The organism is Salmonella sp. A29-2 (genome assembly GCF_020150755.1).
GTDB classification, from domain to species: domain Bacteria; phylum Pseudomonadota; class Gammaproteobacteria; order Enterobacterales; family Enterobacteriaceae; genus Salmonella; species Salmonella enterica.
Map to the genome: position 1 here is coordinate 3467236 of NZ_CP083731.1, position 24944 is coordinate 3492179.

Genomic DNA, 24944 nt, shown 5'->3' on the forward strand with positions numbered 1-24944 from the left:
GTTCCCTTTGGGAAAACGAAATATTACAGCGCCTTCATGGTGCCTTTCGGCAGAACGGCAGCTACGAAGTCACGTTTGATAACCACTTCCGTGGTGTCATTCAGCGCGATGGCAATGTAGCCGGCTTCCGCTACTTTGGTCACTCGACCGACCAGACCGCCATTCGTCAGAACTTCATCACCTTTCGCAATGGAGTCCATCAGCTTTTTGTGCTCTTTGGTGCGCTTCTGCTGCGGGCGCAGGATCATGAAATAGAAAATCAGACCAAACACCACCAGCATTAAAATCAGAGACATCGGGCTGCCCTGCGCTGGAGCACCTGTTGCCGCTACCGCATCAGAAATAAAAAAGCTCATTCAAATTCCCTCATTATTAAAATTAATCAACGTTCAAAGGTGGAACGGGTCGCCCCTGACGTTGGTAAAACTCGGTTACGAAGCTCTCTAATTTACCCTCTTCAATAGCCTTGCGTAAACCCGCCATCAAACGCTGGTAGTAACGCAAGTTATGAATGGTATTGAGACGCGCACCTAATATTTCGTTGCAACGGTCGAGATGATGCAAGTAAGCGCGTGAATAATTGCGACAGGTGTAGCAATCGCACTCGGCGTCAAGCGGGCTGGTGTCGCTTTTATGCTTTGCATTACGAATCTTCACCACGCCGTCGGTCACAAACAGATGACCATTACGGGCATTTCGCGTTGGCATGACACAGTCAAACATGTCAATACCGCGACGCACCCCTTCCACCAGATCTTCCGGTTTACCCACGCCCATCAGGTAACGCGGTTTGTCAGCCGGGATCTGCGGGCAAACGTGCTCCAGAATGCGGTGCATATCTGCTTTCGGCTCACCGACAGCCAAACCGCCGACAGCGTAGCCATCAAAGCCAATCTCTACCAGACCTTTCACCGAGATATCGCGTAAATCTTCGTAAACGCTGCCCTGAATGATGCCAAAAAGCGCATTCTTATTGCCAAGGCTATCAAAACGGTCGCGGCTACGCTTCGCCCAACGCAACGACATCTCCATCGAGCGTTTAGCATAGTCCCAGTCTGCCGGATACGGCGTACATTCATCAAAGATCATCACGATATCGGAACCGAGAACGTACTGGATCTCCATCGACTTTTCCGGATCGAGGAAAATCGGATCGCCGTTGATCGGGTTACGGAAGTGCACGCCTTGCTCGGTAATCTTACGAATATCGCCGAGGCTGAAAACCTGGAAGCCGCCGGAATCGGTGAGAATAGGCCCTTTCCACTGCATAAAATCGTGCAAGTCGCCATGCAGCTTCATGATTTCCTGACCCGGGCGCAGCCACAGGTGGAAAGTGTTGCCGAGAATAATCTGCGCGCCGGTCGCTTCCACTTCTTCCGGCGTCATGCCTTTTACCGTACCGTAAGTACCCACAGGCATAAAGGCTGGCGTTTCCACTACGCCACGATCAAACACCAGACGACCGCGACGCGCGCGACCATCGGTGATATCTAACTCAAATTTCATTATCACTCCTGCGTCAGAAAAACAGTCCGACGTTTAACGACTCGCTACGGAATGATTCCATAGCTAATAAATTCCCGAAGGCGTCATCGGCGCAGCCAGTTTGGGGTCGACCAGCGCACAACCACCGGAGCGTACACGCAGTACGTGAGGATGGCGAGCACTGCCCGGCGTCAAAATGGCAAGTGAGATAGCCTTCTTACGGACGCTCAGAAATAGCCTGCGGATTGTACGTGATAAACATCGCGTCCCCGTAGCTAAAAAAGCGATATTTTTGTTCTACCGCAGTCTTATAGGCATTCATGGTGTGTTGATAACCGGCAAATGCGGAAACCAGCATAATCAACGTCGATTCCGGCAGATGGAAGTTGGTGATCAGCGCATCAATCACTTTGTATTGATAACCTGGATAAATAAAGATTTGCGTATCGCCGAAGAACGGCTCTATCAAATCGCTTTTTGCCGCCTGCGCCGCGCTTTCCAGCGAGCGTACCGAGGTGGTGCCGACCGCAATCACGCGGTTGCCGCGCGCTTTCGCCGCCAGCACCGCGTCGACCACCTCTTGCGGCACCTCAGCATATTCGGAGTGCATGATGTGATCTTCAATGGTATCGACACGCACCGGCTGGAAAGTGCCCGCGCCTACGTGTAGCGTAACAAACGCCATTTCGACACCTTTCTCACGAAGCGCCGCCAGCAGCGGCTCATCAAAGTGCAGCCCCGCGGTCGGCGCGGCGACGGCGCCCGGTTTTTCACTGTAGACCGTCTGGTACAGTTCGCGGTCGGCGTCCTCGTCCGGACGGTCGATATACGGCGGCAACGGCATATGGCCGATGGCGTTAAGAATATCCAGCACCGGACGCGGGTCATTAAACTCAACTTCAAACAGAGCGCCGTGACGCGCGGTCATGGTCGCGTGAATACTTTCGTCGTCGCCCAGCAGCAGTTCCGTACCCGGTTTTGGCGCTTTAGAAGCGCGAATATGCGCCAGGATGCGTTTATCATCGAGCATACGTTCGACCAGCACTTCTATCTTGCCGCCGCTGGCTTTACGGCCAAAGAGCCGCGCCGGGATCACGCGGGTATTATTGAAGACCAGCAAATCGCCAGGGTTGAGCTTATCGAGCAGATCGGTGAAAGTACCGTGCGTCAGCGCGCCCGTCGGCCCCTCTAATGACAGCAAACGGCAGCGACTGCGTTCCGGCTGTGGGTAGTGGGCAATCAGGGATTCGGGTAGTTCAAAGGAAAAATCGGTAACGCGCATGACTCTGACTCAGACTAAAATAAGAGGCGGGTAGTCTAGTGCCGGGGCGTTCCCGCTGCAACCGTTACCCGCTTTTTGGACAGAGAATCAATAATGAATTTTCTTGCTCACCTGCATCTGGCGCACCTTGCCAACAGCTCGCTTTCCGGTAATCTTCTGGCCGATTTTGTCCGCGGTAACCCGGCAACGCATTATCCTCCTGACGTGGTAGAGGGTATTTATATGCATCGGCGTATTGACGTCATGACCGACAACCTGCCGGAAGTTCGTGAGGCGCGAGAGTGGTTCCGCCATGAAACGCGGCGCGTGGCGCCCATTACGCTGGACGTCATGTGGGATCATTTTTTATCGCGCCACTGGACGCAAATCTCTCCTGATTTTCCACTTCAGGCGTTTGTCGGCTACGCCCATGCGCAGGTCGCGACGATTCTGCCCGACTCCCCGCCGCGCTTTGTCAACCTGAATGATTATCTTTGGTCAGAAAAATGGTTAGAGCGGTATCGCGATATGGATTTCATTCAAAACGTGCTGAATGGCATGGCGAATCGCCGTCCCCGGCTGGATGCCTTGCGTGATTCCTGGTACGATCTGGACGCGCACTACGACGCGTTAGAAGAGCGCTTCTGGCATTTTTATCCGCGTATGATGGCACAGGCCGCCCGCAAAGCGCTGTGACGGCCTGATAGCGAGGGCGTGCGTCAGATCCGCCGTTGGCAGAAAGATGGTTCGCTGTCATAAAGGGGTCATCATTACGATTTATAATGACCCGATCGATAGGCAAAAGCTGTCTCATTGATTGTCAAGACCGCATTGTTTTGTCGCTTCGCCCTCCCTATACTGCCCGCGTTGCGTTCTAAAACCCTTAATATTGCAGGAGAATTATTATGGTACTGGTTACTCGTCAGGCCCCGGATTTCACCGCTGCGGCGGTACTGGGTAGCGGTGAGATTGTTGATAAATTCAACTTCAAACAGCACACCAATGGTAAAACGACCGTTCTGTTCTTCTGGCCGATGGACTTCACTTTTGTTTGCCCGTCTGAGCTGATCGCCTTTGATAAACGTTATGAAGAATTCCAGAAGCGCGGCGTTGAAGTGGTCGGCGTTTCTTTCGACTCTGAGTTCGTTCACAACGCATGGCGTAACACCCCTGTCGATAAAGGCGGCATTGGCCCGGTGAAATACGCAATGGTCGCCGACGTGAAGCGTGAAATTCAAAAAGCTTACGGTATCGAACATCCGGACGAAGGCGTTGCGCTGCGCGGCTCTTTCCTGATTGACGCAAACGGTATTGTTCGCCACCAGGTCGTAAACGATCTGCCGCTGGGTCGTAACATCGACGAAATGCTGCGTATGGTCGACGCGCTGCAGTTCCACGAAGAGCACGGCGATGTCTGCCCGGCGCAGTGGGAAAAAGGCAAAGAAGGCATGAACGCCTCTCCGGACGGCGTGGCTAAATACCTGGCTGAGAACATTTCCAGCCTGTAAGTCAGTACATTGATAAAAGGCTCGCGAATGCGAGCCTTTTTTATGCGTGAGGTGTTACGAACCACCTCGCCTCAACGATTCATCCATACCGTCGCGGAAATCGCGGGTAAACGAAGCCTTCCCTCGCGGATGTCACCGCTTCCCGTTTTACATTGCCATCCGGCCACGTTCAGCAACGGTAACGCTTCCAGCGCCACTTCACAGGCCTCGCCCCGGTTAATCGCCACCAGCGCCCGCTGCTGCTGATAAACTCGCACGAATACCACTACGTCACCTTCGGCATACAGCGCCTGGCATCCGCCACGACGCAGCGCCAGGCTGCGCTGACGCAGTTTCGCCATACGCTGGTACAGCGCCAGCAAGTTGCCGTCCTGCTTGCGTTCATCCCACGGGAACGGTTTGCGGCACATGGGGTCATTTGCGCCGTCCACGCCGACTTCATCGCCGTAATAAATACATGGCACGCCGGGCCAGGTAAACAGCCAGACCACCGCCAGCGGCAGGCGCGCCGCGTCTTTACCCAGCAGGGTTTTAAAGCGCGCAGTATCATGACTGTCGAGTTGATTAAACATGCGCAGTTGTTGCTGATGTGACAGCCCGGCGCGGTAGTTATCCATCCACGCGATACAGGTCCGGGCATCAATATGCTGTGGTTCGTAAGCGATATCAGTATTGGCGAGAAATCCCCATAGCGGGAAGGTGAAGCCGCGATAATTCATGGCGGCATCTTCCGCATCGGCCTGTAGCCACTGCCGCGCATCGCCGAAATGTTCCCCCACAATATAGGCTTCGGGCTGCGCTTCTTTTGCCGCCCGGGTAATGCCGGCGACGTGCTGCAAATTGTGGCGCGCCCCGCCCGCCTCGCCCAGCATATGTACGACATCCAGCCGCCAGCCGTCCATATTCCACGGTGCCTTTAGCCAGTGACGAACGATACTGTCCTCACCGCGATAGATCTCATCCACCAGCGTTTCTGATTGATAATCGAGTTTCGGCAGGCTCGGATAACCCAGCCAGTCCAGCGCCACGCCTTGTGGTGAAAAGGAGTACCAGTCGCGCCACGGCGAGTCCGGGTGATGACACGCGCCGCCAGTGCTGCGGTTATGCCTGTCAAACCACGCATGCGAGTCGCCACTATGATTAAACACGCCATCCAGCACCAGCCTCATGCCCTGCGCCTGGGTTTCACGCCGCAGGCGTAGCAGTGCCCGATCGCCGCCAAATTGCGGATCGACATGGCGATAATCTTCCGTGTCGTACTTATGGACGCTTGGCGCGGTAAATACCGGATTCAGATATAGCGCTGTGACGCCCAGTTTTTTCAGATACGGCAGCTTCTCACAAATGCCATTCAGACAACCGCCGTAAAAGGTGGAACCGCCCGCCTGGGGGGTTAAAGGATCGTCCCAGTCGCGCAGCACAATCTCCTGACCCGCGGCATGATGGTAGTACACCCGGTCCTGATCGGCTTCACGCGTCGCGCTGCGGGCAAAACGATCCGGGAAGATCTGATAAAAAATTTGATCGGCGACCCACTGCGGCCCGCTGTCCGGAACATCAACGGCAAACTGTTCCAGCCGCGCCGGTGGGAAGCGGTTAAAACCCTGCGGCGTAAACCAAAGCTGGCGGTCATGCCAAAGCAATTTAAAGCTGTAACGGCGACGGGGCTGCCCTAACGCGATATTGAGCGTCGCCCGCCACGCCGTCACGCCCGGCTGCGGCTGGCGGCGCTGTTTGCGCATCGCCAGTGAGATTTCTTCATTATCGAATTCTGAGCGCAACGTCACGCGAAACGGCGGATTTTCTCCGCTCAGCCACAGCGTAATGGTTAATTTATCGTTATGTTGCTTCACAAATGGGGCAACCGGTAAGTGCCAGGCATTCAACATCTCGTATCCCCTCTACTGAAAATGGGGCCACCTTGCCATAGAGATTTAAAGGATAACTCATCATCCAGGGGTTTATTAGGGGAGGAGACTCCAGGAGGAGAAGCGGCTCCGCTTATCCGGCCTACCGTTGCCTGCAGACCGGATAAGGCAGAGAAAAACGACTACGCCTGCGCCAATTGACGGTCGCGACGGCGTTTAAACATCCAGCCAATCAACAGCAGAACTATCCAGGCGAAGCCCACGTACAGTGAGATGCGGGTATCCGGATGGTAGCCGATAAGCGCAATAATGAAGACCAGGAAAATCAGGCCCGCTATCGTCGTTACGACACCGCCCGGCACCTTAAACTTCAGCGCTTTTACCTCTTCCGGCGGTAAACGACGACGGAAGGCGATTTGCGACAGCAGGATCATAATCCATACCCATACCGTCGCAAACGTCGCCAGCGAAGCAATCACCAGGAAGACGTTTTCCGGCATGATGTAGTTCAGGTAAACCGCAAACAGCAGCGCAATCGTCATCACCAGTACAGTAATCCACGGAATACCACGGCGTGACGTTTTGGCAAAGATTTTCGGCGCGCTCCCCTGCTCCGCCATACCATGCAGCATACGGCCTACGCCAAACACATCGGAGTTGATAGCGGAAAGCGAGGCGGTCAATACCACAAAGTTCAGAATGCTGGCGGCGAAGGTAATCCCCATATGCTGGAACGTCAGCACAAATGGGCTGCCGTTTGTGCCGACCTGATTCCACGGATAGATAGACATAATGACGAACAGCGTGCCGACATAAAATACCAGGATACGCATCGGTACTGAGTTAATGGCGCGCGGAATGGATTTCTCCGGGTCTTTCGCTTCCCCGGCGGTGATACCGATAATCTCAATCCCGCCGTAAGCGAACATCACCATTTGCAGCGACATGATCATTCCCAGCCAGCCATTGCTGAAGAAGCCGCCGTTGCTCCACAGGTTATGAATGCCGGTCGGCTGCCCGCCGTTGCCAATTCCCCACACAATGATGCCGATACCCGCGACAATCATGATAATAATGGTGGCGACTTTGAAGAAGGAGAACCAAAACTCCAGCTCGCCGAACACCTTGACGCTCATCAGGTTGATGGCGCAAATGATCAGCACCACGCTAAGCACCCAAATCCAGTGCGGCACGGCGGGGAACCAGACTCCCATGTAAATGCCGAACGCGGTCACGTCGGCAATGGCGACGATCAGGATCTCAAAACAGTAGGTCCAGCCGGTAATATAGCCCGCAAGCGGGCCGAGGTTTTCCTGCGCATAGCGCGAAAATGAGCTGGCGGCAGGGTTGTGAACGGACATTTCCCCCAATGCGCGCATAATGATATATGCCGCGACCCCGCCAATAATATAGGCCAACAGCACGCTCGGCCCCGCCATTTTGATGGCGTCCGCCGAGCCGTAAAACAGGCCGGTGCCGATTGCCGAACCTAATGCCATAAAGCGAATGTGCCGGGTGCTCAGCCCACGCTTTAGCTTATTATTGCTTTCCATCAATTTCTGACCTATCAACACAATAAAAAACCACGGGGCGTTAAGCCCCGTGGTGTACACATATGTCAGCGATTTTAGTGAGCGCTGGAGGTCACCTGCCGACCCGCCGCGCGATCCCAGATAATCGCCAGGATCACCATCACCACCGTTGGCATCAACCACGCCAGTCCCTGTTCCGCCAGCGGCAAACGCTGACTCCAGGCTGGCAGCATATCGCCAAAAGCAGATGCTTTGATGCCGTCAAGGATACCAAAAAGCAGACTGATAAACATTGCCGGCGCGATGATACGGGTGGAATTATGCCACCATGAGCGGGTAAAACTTAATACAACCAGTGCGATACACGGCGGATAGATAGCCGTCAGCACCGGAATGGAGATTTGAATCAGATGGCTCAGTCCGAGGTTTGATACCACCATAGAGAAGCCGCCGAGAATAAAGACCAGCGTGCGGTAAGACAGCGGAATATACTGCGTGAAAAACTCAGCGCAGGCGCAGGTCAGCCCCACCGCCGTCACCAGACACGCGATAAAGATCAGCGCCGCCAGCAGGAAGCTTCCCGCGCCGCCAAAGGTATGCTGAACGTAGGCATGAAGAATCGCCGCGCCGTTCGCTGACTGATCGACCAGCGTCGCGCTATCAGAACCTAAGCGGAACAAGGCAAGGTAAAGCAGCGTCAGCCCCACACCCGCCATCAGGCCGGCCCAGACCGTGTAACGCGTCAACAGGCGCGCTTCGGTAACGCCGCGAGAACGCGCCGCGTTCACAATAACGATACCAAACACCATCGCGCCCAGCGTATCCATCGTCAGATAGCCGTTCACAAATCCGTTAGAAAAGGCCGCATTCTGATAAGCGTCCAGGGCGTTGCTGATTGGACCGGCAGGCCAAACGATAGCCGCGACGGACAGGATGACCAGCGCAATAATTTTCAACGGCGCCAGGAAATTCCCTACCGTATCCAGCAGCTTACCCGGATAGAGGGAAACCAGAATAACAATAGCGAAATAGACCACGCTGTAAATCAGCAACGGCATTGCAGAATCGCCGGTCAACGGAGCGATACCGACCTCAAACGACACCGTCGCGGTACGCGGCGTCGCAAATAACGGCCCGACGGCCAGATAGCAAACGGTCGCCAGCAGGAGTCCCGCCACTTTACCAATCGGCGTACTGAGGCTGTCTACCCCGCCGCCGACTTTCGCCAGCGCCACAACAGTAAGAACCGGTAGCCCCACGGCGGTAATCAGAAAGCCAATAGCGGCTGTCCAGACGTGTTCACCCGCCTGCAAACCGACCATAGGAGGAAAGATAATATTGCCTGCGCCAACGAACAGCGCAAATGTCATAAAGCCCAGGGCGATGATATCGCGCGATTTTAACTGATGGGTCATAAAGTCTTACTGCCTGTGGATGGTGATGTTGTAAACATTAAAATTTTTGCCTTTCCCGGAGGATTATAAAGCGGCGTTTTTTATCAATTTCAGCGGGAAAAGCTCCCGGACCGATGCGGCGAAGAATTGTTTTTCGATTTACCGCGCAAATGCAGTCGTAATGACAGCACCTGAAGCGCAATTTAAACGCTTATAATGTTTTAAAGCAAGGTGGGATCTAAAAACCAGATGAATATAGCGATATGAAATTTACAACCAGAATAAAACACCATTCTCATGAAAAAGTTATGGCTAATCATGCGAACAAAAAATCACCAAACGTTGAATGTTTCAACGAGCCCGTCTTAACTGCAAAGAAAATAAGCCAGCATCCGCTGGCTTATGGAAAGTTATACTTACGAAAGGCAATTAATCGCTATTTTTGGCAATTAAACGTTCCGGCAGCACAAAGCTAAATCGCGTTCCTTTGCCAGGCGAACTGTCGATTTCAAGGCGGCTTTCATGGTGATTCAACGCATGTTTCACAATCGCCAATCCCAGGCCGCTGCCACCCGTTTGCCGCGAACGCGCTTTATCGACGCGGTAGAAGCGTTCGGTCAGACGAGGAATATGCTCGGCAGCAATCCCCGGACCGTTATCTTGAATGCAAAATTCAGCGCCATGCGCGGCACGTCGCCAGCTCACCTTAATATGCGTTCCCGCCGGCGTATGGTTTACCGCGTTATACACCAGGTTTGAGATCGCGCTACGTAGCTGCTCTTCATTGCCCAGAACGCTAAGACTATCGTCGACCTCAAACGTAAAGGTGTGTTTCTGCTGGCTGAGCGTCTGCGCTTCACGCTCCACGACCCGTAGCATCATCGGTACATCCACTTTTTCATTTAATAACAGCGCCGGGGCCGCCTCAATTTTAGACAGCGTAAGCAGTTGTTTTACCAGCCCTTCCATACGATACGTTTGCTCGCGCATCGTATGCAGCGCTTTCTCTCGCGTCGCCCCTTCCAGCGCCTGTTCCTGCATCATTTCCAGATAGCCTTGCAATACCGTCAGGGGCGTACGCAACTCATGGCTAACGTTGGCGAAAAAGTTACGTCTGGCGCCTTCAAGCTGATGCATTTGCGTCACATCGCGCGCCACCATCAGGAGTTGTTTATCGGTATAAGGCATGACGCGGATCTCCAGATGCCGCCCGGTATTGAGCACCAAATGAAGCGGACGGGTGAAATCACGCGTTTTTAAATACTGGGTAAACTCCGGATAACGCAGTAGATTGAGAATATTCTGCCCGTTGTCATCCGGCCAGCGTAGCCCCAGTATCTGTTGCGCCAAACCGTTACACCAAAAAATGCCGCCCTCTTCTGTGGTCAGTACCACGGCATCAGGCAGCGACTCCGCGCCGCTGCGAAAACGTTTAATCAGGTTCCCCAGCTCGCGGCGACGCTTCTTATTTCGCAACTGCATCTGGTGTAAACCGTATAACAGCGGTTCCCAACTTCCCCGCCCCGGCGGCGGCGTCATACTTCTGTCGACCCAAAGCCACCAGGAGAGGCGTAATAAATTCCAGAAATGCCAGACAAGCAGTCCCGTCACCGCCGCCAGTAAAAACCACGGCAGATAACCAAAAAAAGCGCTAAGGATAAGCGCGGGGATGCAACAGAGCACCAGCTCCAGCACCAGCCTTTTCCATGACAGCCGTTCCAGCACGCGTCATACTCCCTCAAGAATGGAAAGCCTTCTCCGCCAGAAACCTGTGTTCTACTGGCGGAAAAGGCATTAAAAGCGGGTCGAAAAACGATACCCTGTCCCGCGTACCGTTTGCACCATCCGGTCATGGCCGCTGTGCTCCAGCGCCTTACGCAAACGGCGAATATGCACGTCGACCGTCCGGTCTTCAACGTACACATTGGTGCCCCAGACATGATTGAGTAGCTGTTCGCGGCTGTAAACCCGTTCCGGGTGCGTCATAAAGAAATGGAGTAATTTAAATTCGGTCGGCCCCATATCCAGCGGGCTGTCGCCGGTCATCACGCGGTGAGAGCCAGGATCAAGGCTCAATCCCTGCATCTCGATCACCTCTTCGACCGCCATCGGCGAGATACGCCGCATAACGGCTTTAATGCGCGCCACCAACTCCTTGGGGGAAAACGGCTTGGTAATGTAATCGTCAGCGCCGGTTTCCAGCCCGCGCACACGATCTTCTTCCTCACCTCTCGCGGTCAGCATAACCACAGGAATATCCCGGGTCATGGCCTCACGTTTGAGATGTTTAATAAACTGTAACCCTGACCCGCCGGGCAACATCCAGTCAAGAAGGATGAGATCCGGCCAGGGTTCATTAAGTTTATTCACCGCACTGTCATAATCTTCGGCTTCTACGGGCTGAAAGCCATTTTGTTCGAGCACGAAGCACACCATTTCACGGATCGGCGCCTCATCTTCTACGACCAGAATACGTCTCGCCATAATTTGCCCTGTTAGTCGTTAGTTATCAATGCCGCGCCATTATGCGTCAGATTTATGACAGATTTATGAAAAAAAAAGGCGGCATTGACAGCATGTTGATGATTTATGACACCGGTGAAACCGTGCATTACCGTGTACCGGCGGTAAATTGCGCCCAAAAATGGAGGGGATGACGTGTATAATCCCGTTCACGCTTTTTTTGCATGGAACAATTATGCGCATCCTCCACACCTCTGACTGGCATCTGGGACAAAATTTCTACAGTAAAAGCCGCGCCGCGGAGCATCAGGCTTTTCTGGACTGGCTGCTGGAGACCGCGCAGGCCCATCAGGTGGATGCCATTATTGTCGCTGGCGATATTTTTGATACCGGTTCGCCGCCAAGCTATGCCCGAGAACTTTATAACCGTTTCGTCGTTAATTTACAGCAAACGGGCTGTCATCTGGTGGTGCTGGCCGGTAATCATGATTCCGTCGCCACACTAAACGAGTCACGCGACATTCTGGCGTTTCTCAATACAACCGTGATCGCCAGCGCGGGCTATGCGCCGCGGCTACTTCATCGTCGCGACGGTTCTCCGGGCGCCGTACTGTGCCCCATTCCCTTTTTGCGCCCGCGCGACATTATTACCAGTCAGGCGGGGTTATCCGGCAGCGAGAAACAGCAGCAACTTCTTCATGCGATTGCCGATTATTATCAACAGCAATATCGGGAAGCGTGCCAGCTACGCGGCGAACGAAAGCTGCCGGTTATCGCGACGGGGCATTTAACCACCGTCGGCGCCAGCAAAAGCGATGCGGTTCGCGACATTTATATCGGTACGCTGGATGCCTTTCCGGCGCAGCATTTCCCCCCAGCGGATTATATCGCATTAGGACACATTCACCGCGCGCAATGTGTCGGCGGCACAGAGCATATCCGCTATTGCGGCTCGCCCATCGCCCTCAGCTTTGATGAGTGCGGCAAAAGCAAATGCGTGCATCTGGTGACCTTCGAGCAGGGGAAATGGCAAAGTACCGAAAGTCTGGCTGTCCCCGTGACTCAACCGCTGGCGGTTTTAAAAGGCGACCTGGCGTCAATTACCGAACAGCTTGAGCAGTGGCGCGGCGTTGAGCAATCGCCCCCCGTCTGGCTGGATATTGAAATCACCACCGATGATTATCTGCATGATATCCAGCGCAGAATACAGACGCTAACGGAGTCGCTACCCGTAGAGGTATTACTGGTGCGCCGTAGCCGCGAACAGCGTGAGCGCTCGCTGGCGAACGAACGGCGGGAAACATTAAGCGAGCTTAGCGTGGAAGAGGTTTTTGCGCGGCGTCTGGCGCTGGAAGCGTTAGATACCCCGCAGCGCGAGCGCCTGAATCAGCTCTTTTCCAGCACGCTCTACGCGTTGAATGAGGAGCATGAGGCATGAAAATTCTCAGTTTGCGTCTGAAAAACCTGAACTCGCTGAAAGGAGAATGGAAGGTCGATTTTACCGCCGAACCGTTTGCCAGTAACGGGCTATTCGCCATTACCGGCCCGACCGGCGCGGGAAAAACCACCTTGCTTGACGCCATCTGCCTGGCGCTGTACCACGAAACGCCGCGCCTGAATACGGTATCGCAGTCGCAAAACGATTTGATGACGCGCGATACGGCGGAATGTCTGGCCGAAGTGGAGTTTGAGGTAAAAGGCGAAGCCTGGCGCGCGTTCTGGAGCCAGAACCGAGCCCGAAATCAGCCTGACGGCAATCTCCAGGCCCCACGCGTGGAGCTGGCGCGGTGTTCAGACGGAAAGATCTTTGCCGATAAGGTAAAGGATAAACTGGAGATGATCGCCACGTTGACCGGGCTGGACTACGGGCGCTTCACCCGTTCGATGTTGTTATCACAGGGGCAGTTCGCCGCCTTTCTTAACGCCAAAGCGAAAGAGCGCGCAGAGCTTCTGGAGGAGCTCACCGGCACTGAGATTTACGGGCAGATCTCCGCACAGGTATTTGAAAAACATAAATCAGCCCGTCTCGAACTGGAAAAGCTACAAGCGCAGGCCAGCGGCGTCGCCCTATTGGCGGACGAACAGTTACAGCAACTGGAAGCCAGTTTGCAGGCGCTTACTGACGAAGAGAAACGCCTGCTGGCCAGCCAGCAGGGACAGCAGCAACACCTTCACTGGCTGACCCGAAAAAACGAACTCCACACTGAATTACACGCCCGGCAGCAGGCGCTGTACGCGGCGCAAGAGGCGCGAGAAAAAGCGCAGCCGCAGCTCGCGGCGCTGACGCTGGCGCAACCTGCTCGCCAGTTGCGCCCGCATTGGGAGCGCATTCAGGAACAAACCCGCGCCGTTGAGCGTGTTCGCCAACACAGTGATGAAGTGAATGCTCGCTTACAAAGTGCGTATCGCCTGCGCCAGCGTATCCGCGCCTGCGCGCATCGACAATTCACCCAACTGAACGCCACAGGGCAGCGGTTGAAGACATGGCTGGCGGAACACGACGGCATCCGCGTCTGGCGCAGCGAACTGGCGGGTTGGCGAGCATTGTTAACACAACAATCCCACGACCGGGCGCAACTGAGCCAATGGCAACAGCAGTTGCTGAGCGATACGCGTCAGCGTGATGCGCTACCGCCGCTCACGCTCGACCTCACGCCACAGGCGCTGGCGGAAGCCAGAGCATTGCATACCCGACAGCGTCCGCTACGCCATCGTCTCGCCGCGCTTCAGGGGCAAATTGTCCCGAAACAAAAGCGTCAGGCGCAGCTACAGGCAGCTATCGCGCGTCATCATCAGGAGCAGGCGCAATACACCCAACGTCTGGCGGATAAACGCCTGAGTTATAAGACTAAAGCGCAGGAGCTTGCGGACGTTCGCACTATTTGCGAGCAGGAGGCGCGCATCAAAGATCTGGAAAGCCAGCGGGCGTACTTACAGTCCGGCCAGCCGTGTCCGCTTTGCGGCTCGACGACACACCCCGCCATCGCCGCCTATCAGGCGCTGGAGCTGAGCGCGAATCAAACCCGCCGCGACGCGCTGGAAAAAGAGGTCAAAACGCTGGCGGAAGAAGGCGCGGCGCTGCGAGGACAGTTAGATGCCTTAACGCAACAATTACAGCGGGATGAAAGCGAGGCGCAGTCGTTGTTGCAGGAGGAGCAAGCGCTTACTGAGGAATGGCAAACGCTGTGCGCTACGCTGGGCGTTCAGCTCCAGCCGCAAGAAGACCTCGCGGGCTGGTTGACCGCCGCGGAAGAGCATGAGCAACAGTTGGATCAGCTCAGCCAGCGTCATGCTCTACAAACGCAAATCGCGGCGCATACTGAACAAGTAGCGCGCTTTACCGCGCAGATTGCGCAGCGTCAGGCCTCGCTGACGGCTGATTTGGCGCAGTATACGCTTTCCCTTCCAGCGCCAGAAGACGAGGCTTCGTGGCTGAATGAGCGCGCCGACGAAGCGAAAATATGGCAACAGCGTCAGACCGAGTTCGCGGATTTGCAAACGCAGATCGACAGGCTTGCCCCGTTGCTGGAGACGCTACCGCAAACGGATACCGCGGATTCCGACGACGACGTGCCGCTGGATAACTGGCGGCAGGCGCATGATGAGTGCGTGTCATTACAAAGCCAGTTGCAAACCCTGCAGGAACAGACGACGCAGGAGCAGCAGCGCGCCGCCGAGGCGATAGCGCACTTTGATGCGGCGTTAAAAAATAGCCCGTTTGACAGCCAGGCAACGTTCCTGGCGGCGTTGTTGGATGAAGAGACCGTGACCCGTCTGGAAAAACAACAACAAACGCTGGAAAGTCAGCTACAACAAGCGAAGGCGTTAAGCGCGCAGTCCGCGCAGGCGCTGGCTGACCATCAGCAACAGCCGCCCGCCGGTCTGGACCCAACGTGTACGGCGGAGCAGCTCGCGCAGCGGCTGGCGCAGTTGGCGCAACAACTGCGTGAAAACACGACACGCCAGGGGGAAATCCGCCAGCAAATTAAACAGGATGCAGATAATCGGCAGCGCCAACGGGCGCTGATGGCGGAAATGAAACAAGCCTCTCAGCAAGTGGAAGACTGGGGCTATCTCAATGCGCTGATCGGCTCTAAAGAAGGTGATAAGTTCCGCAAATTCGCCCAGGGACTGACGCTGGATAATCTGGTCTGGCTGGCGAATCATCAGCTCACCCGCCTGCATGGCCGCTATTTATTGCAGCGCAAAGCCAGCGACGCGCTGGAACTGGAGGTTGTCGATACCTGGCAGGCCGACGCCGTGCGCGATACGCGAACGTTATCAGGCGGCGAAAGTTTCCTGGTCAGCCTGGCGCTGGCGCTGGCGTTATCAGATTTGGTCAGCCATAAAACGCGCATTGATTCTTTGTTCCTCGACGAAGGCTTCGGCACGCTTGATAGCGAAACGCTGGACGCCGCGCTGGATGCGCTCGACGCGCTGAATGCCAGCGGGAAGACCATCGGTGTGATTAGCCACGTGGAAGCCATGAAAGAACGTATCCCCGTGCAGATAAAAGTGAAAAAAATCAATGGGCTTGGTTATAGCAAACTGGACAAAGCGTTTGCTGTGGAGTAACGCGAGTGTCATCCTGCGCACAGCATACTGTCATGACATAGCATAATAATGAATACACAAAGACGGATAAGGAATGGTATTACCTCGCGCTTATCCGCAAGCTATACGTTGATTGGCTGTGACAATTCACAGCCACAGCGCGCAACATGCGCCTTTATTTTCGGCAGGTGGTATGAAAAAAGTTATTTTTTCTTTGGCGCTGGGTACGTTCGGACTGGGGATGGCCGAGTTTGGCATTATGGGCGTGCTGACGGAGCTGGCACGCGATGTCGGGATAACGATTCCCGCCGCCGGGCATATGATCTCGTTTTACGCCTTCGGCGTCGTGCTGGGCGCGCCTGTTATGGCGCTCTTTTCCAGCCGCTTTTCGCTTAAACATATACTGCTGTTTCTGGTCACGCTGTGCGTGATGGGCAATGCCATATTTACCTTTTCCTCGTCATATCTGATGCTCGCCGTCGGCAGACTGGTTTCCGGCTTTCCGCACGGCGCCTTTTTTGGCGTCGGCGCCATTGTCCTGTCAAAGATTATCCGCCCCGGGAAAGTCACCGCCGCCGTCGCGGGTATGGTTTCAGGAATGACGGTGGCGAATCTGGTGGGCATTCCGGTCGGCACTTACCTGAGCCAGGAATTTAGCTGGCGCTACACCTTTTTATTGATCGCGGTTTTCAACATCGCCGTGCTCACCGCAATTTTCTTCTGGGTGCCGGATATTCGCGACAAAGCCCAAGGCAGCCTGCGCGAGCAGTTCCACTTCTTGCGTAGTCCCGCGCCGTGGCTCATTTTCGCCGCCACGATGTTCGGCAATGCGGGCGTTTTTGCCTGGTTCAGCTATATCAAGCCATTTATGATGTACATCTCCGGTTTTTCGGAGACGAGCATGACGTTTATTATGATGCTGGTCGGGCTAGGGATGGTGTTAGGCAATCTGTTAAGCGGCAAACTCTCCGGCAGATATACTCCGCTGCGCATCGCGGTAGTGACAGACCTCGTTATCGTGCTCTCTCTCATGGCGCTCTTTTTCTTCAGCGGATACAAAACGGCATCGCTGACTTTCGCGTTTATCTGCTGCGCTGGTCTGTTTGCGCTCTCTGCGCCGCTGCAAATCCTGCTACTGCAAAACGCCAAAGGCGGCGAACTGCTGGGCGCGGCGGGAGGGCAAATCGCGTTTAATCTCGGTAGCGCGATTGGCGCCTGGTGCGGCGGGCTGATGCTGACGCTAGGTTTTGCGTACCACTATGTGGCGCTTCCCGCCGCCCTGCTCTCGTTTTCCGCCATGTCGTCGTTGCTGGTATACGGACGTCTAAAACACAAGCAGCCATCGGTCACGCCGGTTGCCGGATGACACCATCCGGCTAAAAACATTACGCCAGCGGCCACAGCCAGGCCGCGCCGCGCACGCCGCTTGAATCGCCATGCCGCGCCTTACGTACCGGCGTCTCGCACTCGCCGCCAAAAACAAACGATTTCATCAGCGACGGAACCGTCTTGTACAGGCGCTCAACATTGCTCATACCGCCGCCCAGCACAATGACATCCGGATCCAGAATATTCACGACATGAGATAATGCTTTCGCCAGCCGCAGCTCATAACGGCTTAACGCCAGTTCCGCCACGGCGTCCTGCGCGTCGACCAGACGAATAATCTCATCGCCTTTTAGCGCGTTACCGCTCAAACGCTGGTAATCCGTGGCAAATCCCGTACCGGAAATAAAGGTTTCGATACAGCCTTGTTTACCGCAATAACAGGGAATTTCTTCGCGGTAACGCAACTCATCGTCATCCATCCACGGCAACGGATTGTGACCCCATTCACCTGCCGTACCGTTGCCGCCGATGTGCACCCGGCCATTTAGCGCTACGCCCGCGCCGCACCCGGTACCGATAATCACTGCAAATACCGTTTGCGCCCCCGCCGCCGCGCCATCTACCGCTTCCGATACCGCCAGGCAATTGGCATCGTTGGCTAACCGCACTTCACGCTTCAGACGACGGCTCACATCGCTATCGAACGGCTGGCCGTTAAGCCACGTAGAGTTAGCGTTTTTTACCACGCCGGTGTAAGGCGAGAGAGAACCGGGAATGCCAATGCCAACGCTACCGGTCTGGCCGGTCGCCTGTTCCGCCATGTCGACCAGCGTAGCGATGGTTTCTATCGTTTGCTGATAATCCTCCCGCGGCGTAGGCAGACGATGGCGAAACCGCTGCTCTCCTGCATCATCAAGCGCAATGACTTCCGTTTTTGTGCCGCCTAAATCGATACCAATACGCACATACCGCTCCTCATTTTTTGGGAATATCAACAGGGTAGAATTCACCGTTCTGATTGGCAATGCAAGCCTGCCGACAATTCGTTACTATACCGCCTTGATTTAACGACAAGGCCGTGGAAATTATCATGCTGTGGTTCAAAAATTTAATGGTTTACCGTCTTAGCCGCGATATTACATTACGCGCCGAAGAGATGGAGAAACAGCTCGCCTCAATGACGTTTACCCCATGCGGTAGCCAGGATATGGCCAAAATGGGCTGGGTTCCGCCGATGGGCTCTCACAGCGATGCGTTAACGCACACCGCCAATGGCCAAATTATTATTTGCGCGCGCAAAGAAGAGAAAATCCTGCCATCGCCAGTGATCAAACAGGCACTGGAGGCGAAAATCCAGAAACTGGAAGCCGATCAGGGACGCAAGCTGAAGAAGACGGAAAAAGATTCCCTGAAGGATGAAGTGTTGCATTCGTTGCTGCCGCGCGCGTTTAGCCGCTTCAGTCAGACAATGATGTGGATTGATACCGTTAACGGCCTGATTATGGTTGACTGCGCCAGCGCGAAAAAAGCGGAAGATACTTTGGCGCTACTGCGTAAAAGTCTTGGCTCGCTGCCGGTCGTCCCGCTGGCGCTGGAAAATCCGATTGAGCTGACGCTCACCGAGTGGGTGCGCTCCGGTACGGTCGCTCAGGGTTTCCAGTTGCTGGACGAAGCCGAATTGAAAGCGATGCTGGAAGATGGCGGCGTGATCCGCGCGAAAAAGCAGGATCTGGTCAGCGACGAGATCGCCGTTCATATTGAAGCGGGTAAAGTGGTCACGAAGCTGGCGCTCGACTGGCAGCAGCGCATTCAATTCGTCATGTGCGACGACGGCTCCATTAAGCGTCTGAAATTCTGCGATGAGCTGCGCGATCAGAACGAAGATATCGACCGGGAAGATTTTGCCCAACGTTTTGACGCGGACTTTATCCTGATGACCGGCGAGCTGGCGGCGCTGATTCAAAGCCTGGTGGAAGGATTAGGCGGCGAAGCGCAGCGCTAACCAGAGGGTCCCTCTCCGCCGGAGAGGGGACTCACCGTTACAAATAGCGGCACAGATACGAGGTGGGCTCAGCAACCTGGAGATGAAACTCGCTGTGGCCAGGCACGTTAAACACCTCACCGGCTGTATACACTTTCCATTCGACAGCTCCCGGCAACAGTACCTTCAACGCGCCGCTCACAACCGTCATCTCTTCGGGTTCGGCGGTGCCAAATGTATACTCCCCTTCCGCCATCACACCAACGCTGGCCCGGCCGATGCTACTGCTGGTAAATCCAATAGACTTCACTTTCCCGGAAAAGTATTCATTGCTTTGTAGCATAATCAGGCCCCGTCTCATTATTAAATTAACACCCAATATAGAGTCCTGACGTTCGGCCTGTCACGTAAAATTAGACAAGCAGTTCTGAAGCTAACCGCGCAATCAAAACGTTAGAGAGTAAAACCGGCACATCCAGCGCCTGCTGTAAAATATCCCGATGACGCTGATGAAAACCCAGACAATCCAGCATAATGACGTCCGCGCCTTGATCCAGTAGCGCCTGTCCGGCATCAATTAACTGTTGCTCAGAACCGTGAACCGGATTCGCCAGCGAATACACCGGCGGCATTTGCAATACCTGCCATTTTTTCTCCTGGGCCGCCAGAAGTTCTGCAACAGGCACAATCACGCCCACCTGATGCCCATCCACAATAGAGGCGACAAGCGGTGGAATAATACGCAGCGGTTCAAGCAAAATAGAATTACGGGCTGCCATACTTTTAATCGCCGCGGTGCTCATCAGTATAATGACATCATAACCCTGGTTATCCAGCACCTCGACAACGCTCTGTAAATCTCGCTCCACTTTCTGACGGGAAACATGGGCTATCTGGTTATCATTCAGCAACGTCAAAAGCGGATCGTCGCCAGGCTCTACAGCGTAATCCGCCATAACGTCTTCCCGGCTCATTTTTCCCAGCAGGCTATGATGGGTGATGTGTTGTTCGTCGATGTATTCCGTCAGAAGCGGTAACACTTCGCTCATTGGCACAACGCCGATTGTGAGGATTGCCAACGACGCACTCATTTTTATTCCACCTTATTACTTCGTCGTAATTCCCGGGCAAATATTCACACGCTCACCGCGCTACCTGCCCTACAAATCTCAGAAAGCGTAGCAGCAGATGAGCAACGTATTGTGTAAAGATTCTAAATAACTCCAATATTGTATTGTTATCGCTTAATTTACGGTTTTAGTTGCCAGTATAAATGTTTCAAGAATGTGATGGAGATACAATTTAGGGGTACTCAGAATCCCTTCCGAGTGGTTCATGCGTCTATGATTTATCCGGATCTTCGTAACGTTTTTTCGCATCCATCGCTTCTTCTGCGGTCGGATGCTCGCTGATGAGCGAATCAGGTTTCGGATGGTCAGCCCGTAGCTGATACCACGTCACCGTCTGGCCCGGCGTGCCTTTTTCAATGGTGACGATATAAGCTTCCCGCGGATAAGGTGGTCTGGTTGGCATAGCGTTTCCTTTATTCTGGGTGAGCGTTAAGTATAGACATCTCCCTGTAACCGTTGCGTCGACGGCGGCAGCGCCGCAATAATTTCAGAAACGACCTGGGCCGGCGTTTTCGTCGCGTCAATAATGTAATGTGCCGTTTCGCGATACAACGCGTCACGCTGCTCAAGCACTTCCCGAACCTCTTCGCTCAACGGCTTGCCGGTGAGGGTCGGGCGCAGATCCGCTTCAGGTTCAGCCTCAAGCCGGTTAACCAGCGTGGATACCGGCGCGCACAGATAAATCACTACGCCAACACGGTGCATATAACGTCGGTTATACTCCGTGAGAATAATACCGCCCCCTGTCGCCACGACAGTCGAAGGCGCGCTTACCGCCTCCAGGGCCGCGGTTTCCCGGGCGCGGAACCCTCCCCAGCCTTCTTTTTCAACGATATCAGCGACGCTCATCTGCACGTGCGATTGCAGCCAGCGGTCGGTATCTGCAAACCGAAAACCGGTTGCCTGCGCCAGCGCCATACCGATGGTGGTTTTCCCACAGCCCCGCGGGCCAACAAGATAAAGAGGTTGCATCATAGCAGGCGTTCCCCCAGGAACTGCGCATACGCAGGATTTGATATCAGCAATGTTATAATCATATCATCTAACTAGTACAACGCATAAATGTAAATAATAATTTACACAAAGGTACTAAAGTCACAATATTAGTACTATAGCAAGAATCAGAAATGAATAAACTGTAAATTTTTCATTACAGGATTTATTTTTTACGCTGGCTTTCCAGCCACCACTTATCCAGCTCGGCGGCAAAATGCTGACGATCGCGCGGCGAGAGAGTGTTTGGCCCCCCCGTTTGTACGCCGCTGGCGCGTAGCGTGTCCATAAAGTCACGCATCGTCAGACGTTCGCGAATCGTGGCGTCGCTATAGCGTTCTCCCCGGGGATTAAGAGCCGCAGCGCCTTTTTCCAGTACTTCAGCCGCCAGCGGAATATCCGCGGTAATCACCAGATCGCCCGCTTCGCATTGACGCACGATTTCGTTATCCGCCACGTCAAACCCGGCGGCCACGCGGAGCGTGCGGATAAAACGCGAAGGCGGCACGCGCAAGGCCTGATTGGCAACCAGAATAAGCGGCAACTGCATCCGCTCGGCGGCGCGATACAAAATTTCTTTAATGACATTCGGACACGCATCCGCATCCACCCAGATGGTCATAATGTCTCCCGTACGGTATACAATCTTTTATTGTCTCGCGCTTTTGTCTTTCATCAAAGTGCTGTTTCTCCTTCTGCCCGTTTTCAATCCGCGTTAAGCTAACCATTCCCCATAACACACAAACATAGGGAGTGACGAGATGGAGAAGAAAATCGGTTTTATTGGCTGCGGTAATATGGGCAAGGCTATTCTTGGCGGACTGATTGCTAGCGGTCAGGTACTTCCCGGTCAGATCTGGGTCTACACCCCCTCCCACGATAAAGTTGCCGCCCTGCATGACCAGTACGGCATTAATGCGGCGCAAAGCGCGCAGGAGGTCGCTCAGGTCGCGGATATCGTTTTCGGCGCGGTAAAACCGGGCATTATGGTGAAAGTGCTCAGTGAAATCTCCTCCAGCCTGAACAAAGACTCACTGGTGGTCTCTATCGCCGCAGGCGTAACGCTTGATCAGCTTGCGCGCGCGCTGGGACACGACCGTAAAATCATTCGCGCTATGCCGAATACGCCGTCGCTGGTCAACGCAGGAATGACCTCCGTCACGCCCAACGCGCTGGTCACACCGGAAGATACGGCTGATGTGCTGAATATTTTCCGCTGCTTTGGCGAGGCGGAAGTGATTGCTGAGCCGATGATCCATCCGGTGGTTGGCGTGAGCGGATCTTCGCCGGCCTATGTCTTTATGTTTATCGAGGCGATGGCGGACGCAGCCGTTCTTGGCGGTATGCCTCGCGCTCAGGCTTATAAATTCGCCGCGCAGGCCGTCATGGGGTCGGCGAAAATGGTACTCGAAACCGGAAAGCATCCCGGCGAACTGAAAGATATGGTGTGCTCGCCTGGCGGAACGACGATTGAAGCCGTACGCGTTCTGGAAGAACGTGGCTTCCGCGCTGCGGTAATAGAAGCGATGACGAAGTGTATGGAAAAATCAGAGGCGCTCAGTAAATCCTGAAGCCCGGCTGGACGTCATGCCGCCACTTCGGTGCGGTTACGTCCGGCATTCTTTGCTTTGTAAAGCGCCATATCCGCAGACTTTAACCATTCCCGATAATGACCGATTTGTGGCGTTAACGGCGCCACGCCCACGCTGATACGTAACATGACCTGCGGCGCGCCCGGCAAGCGTAAGGTATTTAGCCGTTCATGCACTCGCGACATGGCGGTAATCGCGCTGTCTGCCGGCGTTCCGCACATAATCACCGCAAATTCGTCGCCGCCAAAGCGCCCGATAATATCACTCCCGCGTAGCGTTATCTGTAATTGACGCGTCAGGGCGATAATAGCCTCATCCCCAACATCATGCCCCCAGGTGTCGTTAATGCTCTTAAAATGATCGATGTCGATAATCAACAATGTCGCCTCCCGATGGTGGCGTCGGCTGTGATCGAATTCATTACGTAATAAAATTTCCCAGTGGCGTCGGTTATAGACGCCGGTCATGCCATCCCGCGAGCTCATCGCCTGCAAGCGTCGCTTATGTTCCGCTAATTTAATGGCCGTTTGATAACTTACCCAGGCGAACAGAAGCGGATACAACATAATGACGGGCAAAGAGAGCGTGACTTCCAGCGACGAGCTTCGCATCGCGACGGGTAGCCCGGTAAGCTGCAACGTCACCAGACATGACGCCAGCAAAAGGCCCATTCCGACAGTGAATAGCCGCCGCCCGCCAGCCCCCATCAGATTCATGCTCATCATCATAAACAGCGCGGCGGCAGGCAACATATTGACGCCCATCAACGCGATCCACATGCCGGAGAGGATCGCATCCACTTTCAGGTTGTAAATTTCCTGGCGTAGCGGATCAAGGGCTTTCGCCGCCCACTGCCACGCCAGATGCGGCCAGACAAAAGACCAGCCGACCAGCAATAGCCACCAGCCGCCAAAGACAGGTTGCGACACTAACACGGCGGCCACCGGTAAAAACATCCCCCCTAACCCCACCGAGCGCGGTAGCCTGATGCGCCGGGCGAAGCGCAATCCGGAGCGCTGACGATCATCAGAAGGGTCAGGCGGCGCTACCGCCTGCTCAACCGCTTTTCGGTAAAAATTTTCATCATTCATTATTTTTGGGAACATTTAGAAACAATTTTCCCAAATTATAGAAACAGAGCGCATGGAGGAAGTATGAAATTTCGGGTGAGTGTTTTTCAGGGCTCACCCGATAGCACTACGCCGCTTTTTTCAGGCAGGCGCTCATAAACTTGCTACGGTCATCGCCTTTCAGGGATTGTTCCGTCGCCTGAACATTGCATTCACGCATTTTCTGCTGTTGCGGCGTCAGGCTTTTCTCGCCAGGGGCTGACTGACTGTTTTTCAGGCAGTCGCTAAGGTAGGTTTTACGCGCATCGCCTTTCAACGCTTGCGCTGTCGCCTGCTGATTACAGGTCGTCATGCGCTGCTGTTGCGGCGTTAACGGTTTTTCGGTTGCACCAACGGTCGTTAAAAAGACCAGGCCAAAAAGTAAAGTCACCAGTAATGTTATTTTCATAGCACCATCCTTTTGTCAGTGTACGCATTACACGTTGTCCCTTTGGGAAATATCCCAGGGACTTTATATAAGTCTGGCTGTTACTGGCAAAAATACCACCCGGCTGTAAAAGTATTACTTACCGTTAGCAATAGATGTTTTATTGATTGACAAACCGTAGGCTAATGTGCAATTCGATTATCCACAGTCACACTGGCAGGATGCAGAAGAACAGCGCATAACGTTACACTGTTATTACCATAGCCGCTTCGTTTTTATTTTGCTCTGTATTAACCAGAAGAAAATAAAAACGAAGCGGCTATGGTATTTCATAAAAGTAACGTTATAACAACTGTA

23 protein-coding genes are annotated in these 24944 nt (G+C 54.2%); 7 read left to right on the top strand and 16 right to left on the bottom strand.

Annotated features, from left to right (window positions below):
• Window positions 1-23 precede the first annotated feature (23 nt).
• The 3 genes from yajC to queA form a co-directional block, all read right to left on the bottom strand.
• Complete coding sequence (gene yajC / locus K8W53_RS16965) at window positions 24-356, bottom strand: preprotein translocase subunit YajC (RefSeq protein WP_000007628.1); 333 nt, start codon at window positions 354-356, stop codon at window positions 24-26.
• Window positions 357-378: 22 nt separating this feature from the next.
• On the bottom strand, window positions 379-1506 hold the full coding sequence (tgt, locus tag K8W53_RS16970) for a tRNA guanosine(34) transglycosylase Tgt (protein ID WP_023224684.1): 1128 nt from the start codon (window positions 1504-1506) through the stop codon (window positions 379-381).
• Between the two features lie 196 nt (window positions 1507-1702).
• Window positions 1703-2767: a tRNA preQ1(34) S-adenosylmethionine ribosyltransferase-isomerase QueA gene (gene queA, locus K8W53_RS16975; protein ID WP_001266530.1), complete on the bottom strand. Its 1065-nt coding sequence runs from the start codon at window positions 2765-2767 to the stop codon at window positions 1703-1705.
• Window positions 2768-2860: 93 nt separating this feature from the next.
• Here queA and acpH point away from each other — a divergent pair, with 93 nt between their 5' ends.
• Together acpH and K8W53_RS16985 are read left to right on the top strand one after the other, a co-directional pair.
• On the top strand, window positions 2861-3442 hold the full coding sequence (gene acpH, locus K8W53_RS16980) for an ACP phosphodiesterase (protein ID WP_023224685.1): 582 nt from the start codon (window positions 2861-2863) through the stop codon (window positions 3440-3442).
• Window positions 3443-3651: 209 nt separating this feature from the next.
• The gene (locus K8W53_RS16985) at window positions 3652-4254 is read left to right on the top strand and encodes a peroxiredoxin (protein ID WP_000244731.1); all 603 of its coding nucleotides are present in this window, start codon (window positions 3652-3654) and stop codon (window positions 4252-4254) included.
• Window positions 4255-4325: 71 nt separating this feature from the next.
• Here K8W53_RS16985 and malZ read toward each other — a convergent pair whose 3' ends face one another.
• The 5 genes from malZ to phoB all read right to left on the bottom strand — a co-directional run bounded on the left by malZ (window position 4326) and on the right by phoB (window position 11532).
• Window positions 4326-6143, bottom strand: a complete 1818-nt coding sequence (malZ, locus tag K8W53_RS16990) for a maltodextrin glucosidase (RefSeq protein WP_023224686.1) — start codon at window positions 6141-6143, stop codon at window positions 4326-4328.
• A 161-nt stretch (window positions 6144-6304) separates the two neighbouring features.
• Complete coding sequence (gene proY, locus K8W53_RS16995) at window positions 6305-7675, bottom strand: proline-specific permease ProY (protein ID WP_023224687.1); 1371 nt, start codon at window positions 7673-7675, stop codon at window positions 6305-6307.
• A gap of 74 nt (window positions 7676-7749) precedes the next feature.
• Entirely contained in the window at window positions 7750-9069 is a 1320-nt protein-coding gene (gene brnQ, locus K8W53_RS17000) for a branched-chain amino acid transporter carrier protein BrnQ (RefSeq protein WP_023224688.1), read from the bottom strand.
• Between the two features lie 408 nt (window positions 9070-9477).
• Window positions 9478-10773, bottom strand: coding sequence for a phosphate regulon sensor histidine kinase PhoR (phoR, locus tag K8W53_RS17005; protein WP_023224689.1), 1296 nt, complete (start codon window positions 10771-10773; stop codon window positions 9478-9480).
• Window positions 10774-10842: 69 nt separating this feature from the next.
• A complete protein-coding gene (gene phoB / locus K8W53_RS17010; protein ID WP_000113921.1) occupies window positions 10843-11532 on the bottom strand; it encodes a phosphate response regulator transcription factor PhoB in 690 nt (229 codons plus the stop codon).
• Window positions 11533-11746: 214 nt separating this feature from the next.
• On the opposite strand from phoB, the gene sbcD reads away from it, so the two are divergent.
• The 3 genes from sbcD to araJ all read left to right on the top strand — a co-directional run bounded on the left by sbcD (window position 11747) and on the right by araJ (window position 17431).
• The gene (sbcD, locus tag K8W53_RS17015; RefSeq protein ID WP_023224690.1) at window positions 11747-12949 is read left to right on the top strand and encodes an exonuclease subunit SbcD; all 1203 of its coding nucleotides are present in this window, start codon (window positions 11747-11749) and stop codon (window positions 12947-12949) included.
• Window positions 12946-16086: an exonuclease subunit SbcC gene (sbcC, locus tag K8W53_RS17020; RefSeq protein ID WP_023224691.1), complete on the top strand. Its 3141-nt coding sequence runs from the start codon at window positions 12946-12948 to the stop codon at window positions 16084-16086. The genes sbcD and sbcC overlap by 4 nt, the downstream gene beginning before the upstream one ends.
• Before the next feature lie 172 nt (window positions 16087-16258).
• A complete protein-coding gene (gene araJ / locus K8W53_RS17025; protein WP_000755630.1) occupies window positions 16259-17431 on the top strand; it encodes an MFS transporter AraJ in 1173 nt (390 codons plus the stop codon).
• 19 nt (window positions 17432-17450) lie between these two features.
• Here the strand turns inward: araJ and mak are convergent, their stop codons facing one another.
• Window positions 17451-18359 (bottom strand): fructokinase, encoded by a 909-nt coding sequence (mak, locus tag K8W53_RS17030; RefSeq protein ID WP_023203014.1) that lies wholly within the window; start codon window positions 18357-18359, stop codon window positions 17451-17453.
• A 125-nt stretch (window positions 18360-18484) separates the two neighbouring features.
• Here mak and rdgC point away from each other — a divergent pair, with 125 nt between their 5' ends.
• Complete coding sequence (rdgC, locus tag K8W53_RS17035; RefSeq protein ID WP_000964305.1) at window positions 18485-19396, top strand: recombination-associated protein RdgC; 912 nt, start codon at window positions 18485-18487, stop codon at window positions 19394-19396.
• Between the two features lie 37 nt (window positions 19397-19433).
• Here the strand turns inward: rdgC and ppnP are convergent, their stop codons facing one another.
• The 5 genes from ppnP to K8W53_RS17060 all read right to left on the bottom strand — a co-directional run bounded on the left by ppnP (window position 19434) and on the right by K8W53_RS17060 (window position 22120).
• A complete protein-coding gene (gene ppnP / locus K8W53_RS17040) occupies window positions 19434-19718 on the bottom strand; it encodes a pyrimidine/purine nucleoside phosphorylase (RefSeq protein WP_023224693.1) in 285 nt (94 codons plus the stop codon).
• 70 nt (window positions 19719-19788) lie between these two features.
• Window positions 19789-20466 carry an AroM family protein gene (locus tag K8W53_RS17045; protein ID WP_001276437.1) on the bottom strand — a complete coding sequence of 226 codons (678 nt, stop codon included), beginning with the start codon at window positions 20464-20466 and terminating at the stop codon, window positions 19789-19791.
• 250 nt (window positions 20467-20716) lie between these two features.
• The gene (gene yaiA, locus K8W53_RS17050) at window positions 20717-20908 is read right to left on the bottom strand and encodes a protein YaiA (protein ID WP_001143161.1); all 192 of its coding nucleotides are present in this window, start codon (window positions 20906-20908) and stop codon (window positions 20717-20719) included.
• Window positions 20909-20934: 26 nt separating this feature from the next.
• Window positions 20935-21480 carry a shikimate kinase AroL gene (aroL, locus tag K8W53_RS17055; RefSeq protein WP_000983570.1) on the bottom strand — a complete coding sequence of 182 codons (546 nt, stop codon included), beginning with the start codon at window positions 21478-21480 and terminating at the stop codon, window positions 20935-20937.
• A gap of 184 nt (window positions 21481-21664) precedes the next feature.
• On the bottom strand, window positions 21665-22120 hold the full coding sequence (locus tag K8W53_RS17060; protein WP_000158137.1) for a YaiI/YqxD family protein: 456 nt from the start codon (window positions 22118-22120) through the stop codon (window positions 21665-21667).
• A gap of 139 nt (window positions 22121-22259) precedes the next feature.
• Here K8W53_RS17060 and proC point away from each other — a divergent pair, with 139 nt between their 5' ends.
• Window positions 22260-23069 (top strand): pyrroline-5-carboxylate reductase, encoded by an 810-nt coding sequence (proC, locus tag K8W53_RS17065; RefSeq protein ID WP_023203012.1) that lies wholly within the window; start codon window positions 22260-22262, stop codon window positions 23067-23069.
• 14 nt (window positions 23070-23083) lie between these two features.
• Here proC and adrA read toward each other — a convergent pair whose 3' ends face one another.
• A complete protein-coding gene (gene adrA, locus K8W53_RS17070; protein WP_058654830.1) occupies window positions 23084-24196 on the bottom strand; it encodes a diguanylate cyclase AdrA in 1113 nt (370 codons plus the stop codon).
• Between the two features lie 91 nt (window positions 24197-24287).
• Complete coding sequence (gene psiF / locus K8W53_RS17075; RefSeq protein WP_017441686.1) at window positions 24288-24608, bottom strand: phosphate starvation-inducible protein PsiF; 321 nt, start codon at window positions 24606-24608, stop codon at window positions 24288-24290.
• Window positions 24609-24944 lie beyond the last annotated feature (336 nt).

What these genes read in the sequence shown, in the direction of transcription:
- sbcD (WP_023224690.1), top strand. Translation starts at nt 11,747, where the DNA reads ATGCGCATCCTCCACACCTCTGACTGGCATCTGGGACAAAATTTCTAC.
- proY (WP_023224687.1), bottom strand. Translation starts at nt 7,675, where the DNA reads ATGGAAAGCAATAATAAGCTAAAGCGTGGGCTGAGCACCCGGCACATT.
- yajC (WP_000007628.1), bottom strand. Translation starts at nt 356, where the DNA reads ATGAGCTTTTTTATTTCTGATGCGGTAGCGGCAACAGGTGCTCCAGCG.
- brnQ (WP_023224688.1), bottom strand. Translation starts at nt 9,069, where the DNA reads ATGACCCATCAGTTAAAATCGCGCGATATCATCGCCCTGGGCTTTATG.
- K8W53_RS16985 (WP_000244731.1), top strand. Translation starts at nt 3,652, where the DNA reads ATGGTACTGGTTACTCGTCAGGCCCCGGATTTCACCGCTGCGGCGGTA.
- queA (WP_001266530.1), bottom strand. Translation starts at nt 2,767, where the DNA reads ATGCGCGTTACCGATTTTTCCTTTGAACTACCCGAATCCCTGATTGCC.
- aroL (WP_000983570.1), bottom strand. Translation starts at nt 21,480, where the DNA reads ATGATGCAACCTCTTTATCTTGTTGGCCCGCGGGGCTGTGGGAAAACC.
- acpH (WP_023224685.1), top strand. Translation starts at nt 2,861, where the DNA reads ATGAATTTTCTTGCTCACCTGCATCTGGCGCACCTTGCCAACAGCTCG.
- K8W53_RS17045 (WP_001276437.1), bottom strand. Translation starts at nt 20,466, where the DNA reads ATGAGTGCGTCGTTGGCAATCCTCACAATCGGCGTTGTGCCAATGAGC.
- proC (WP_023203012.1), top strand. Translation starts at nt 22,260, where the DNA reads ATGGAGAAGAAAATCGGTTTTATTGGCTGCGGTAATATGGGCAAGGCT.
- rdgC (WP_000964305.1), top strand. Translation starts at nt 18,485, where the DNA reads ATGCTGTGGTTCAAAAATTTAATGGTTTACCGTCTTAGCCGCGATATT.
- adrA (WP_058654830.1), bottom strand. Translation starts at nt 24,196, where the DNA reads ATGTTCCCAAAAATAATGAATGATGAAAATTTTTACCGAAAAGCGGTT.
- psiF (WP_017441686.1), bottom strand. Translation starts at nt 24,608, where the DNA reads ATGAAAATAACATTACTGGTGACTTTACTTTTTGGCCTGGTCTTTTTA.
- araJ (WP_000755630.1), top strand. Translation starts at nt 16,259, where the DNA reads ATGAAAAAAGTTATTTTTTCTTTGGCGCTGGGTACGTTCGGACTGGGG.
- malZ (WP_023224686.1), bottom strand. Translation starts at nt 6,143, where the DNA reads ATGTTGAATGCCTGGCACTTACCGGTTGCCCCATTTGTGAAGCAACAT.
- yaiA (WP_001143161.1), bottom strand. Translation starts at nt 20,908, where the DNA reads ATGCCAACCAGACCACCTTATCCGCGGGAAGCTTATATCGTCACCATT.
- phoB (WP_000113921.1), bottom strand. Translation starts at nt 11,532, where the DNA reads ATGGCGAGACGTATTCTGGTCGTAGAAGATGAGGCGCCGATCCGTGAA.
- K8W53_RS17060 (WP_000158137.1), bottom strand. Translation starts at nt 22,120, where the DNA reads ATGACCATCTGGGTGGATGCGGATGCGTGTCCGAATGTCATTAAAGAA.
- ppnP (WP_023224693.1), bottom strand. Translation starts at nt 19,718, where the DNA reads ATGCTACAAAGCAATGAATACTTTTCCGGGAAAGTGAAGTCTATTGGA.
- sbcC (WP_023224691.1), top strand. Translation starts at nt 12,946, where the DNA reads ATGAAAATTCTCAGTTTGCGTCTGAAAAACCTGAACTCGCTGAAAGGA.
- tgt (WP_023224684.1), bottom strand. Translation starts at nt 1,506, where the DNA reads ATGAAATTTGAGTTAGATATCACCGATGGTCGCGCGCGTCGCGGTCGT.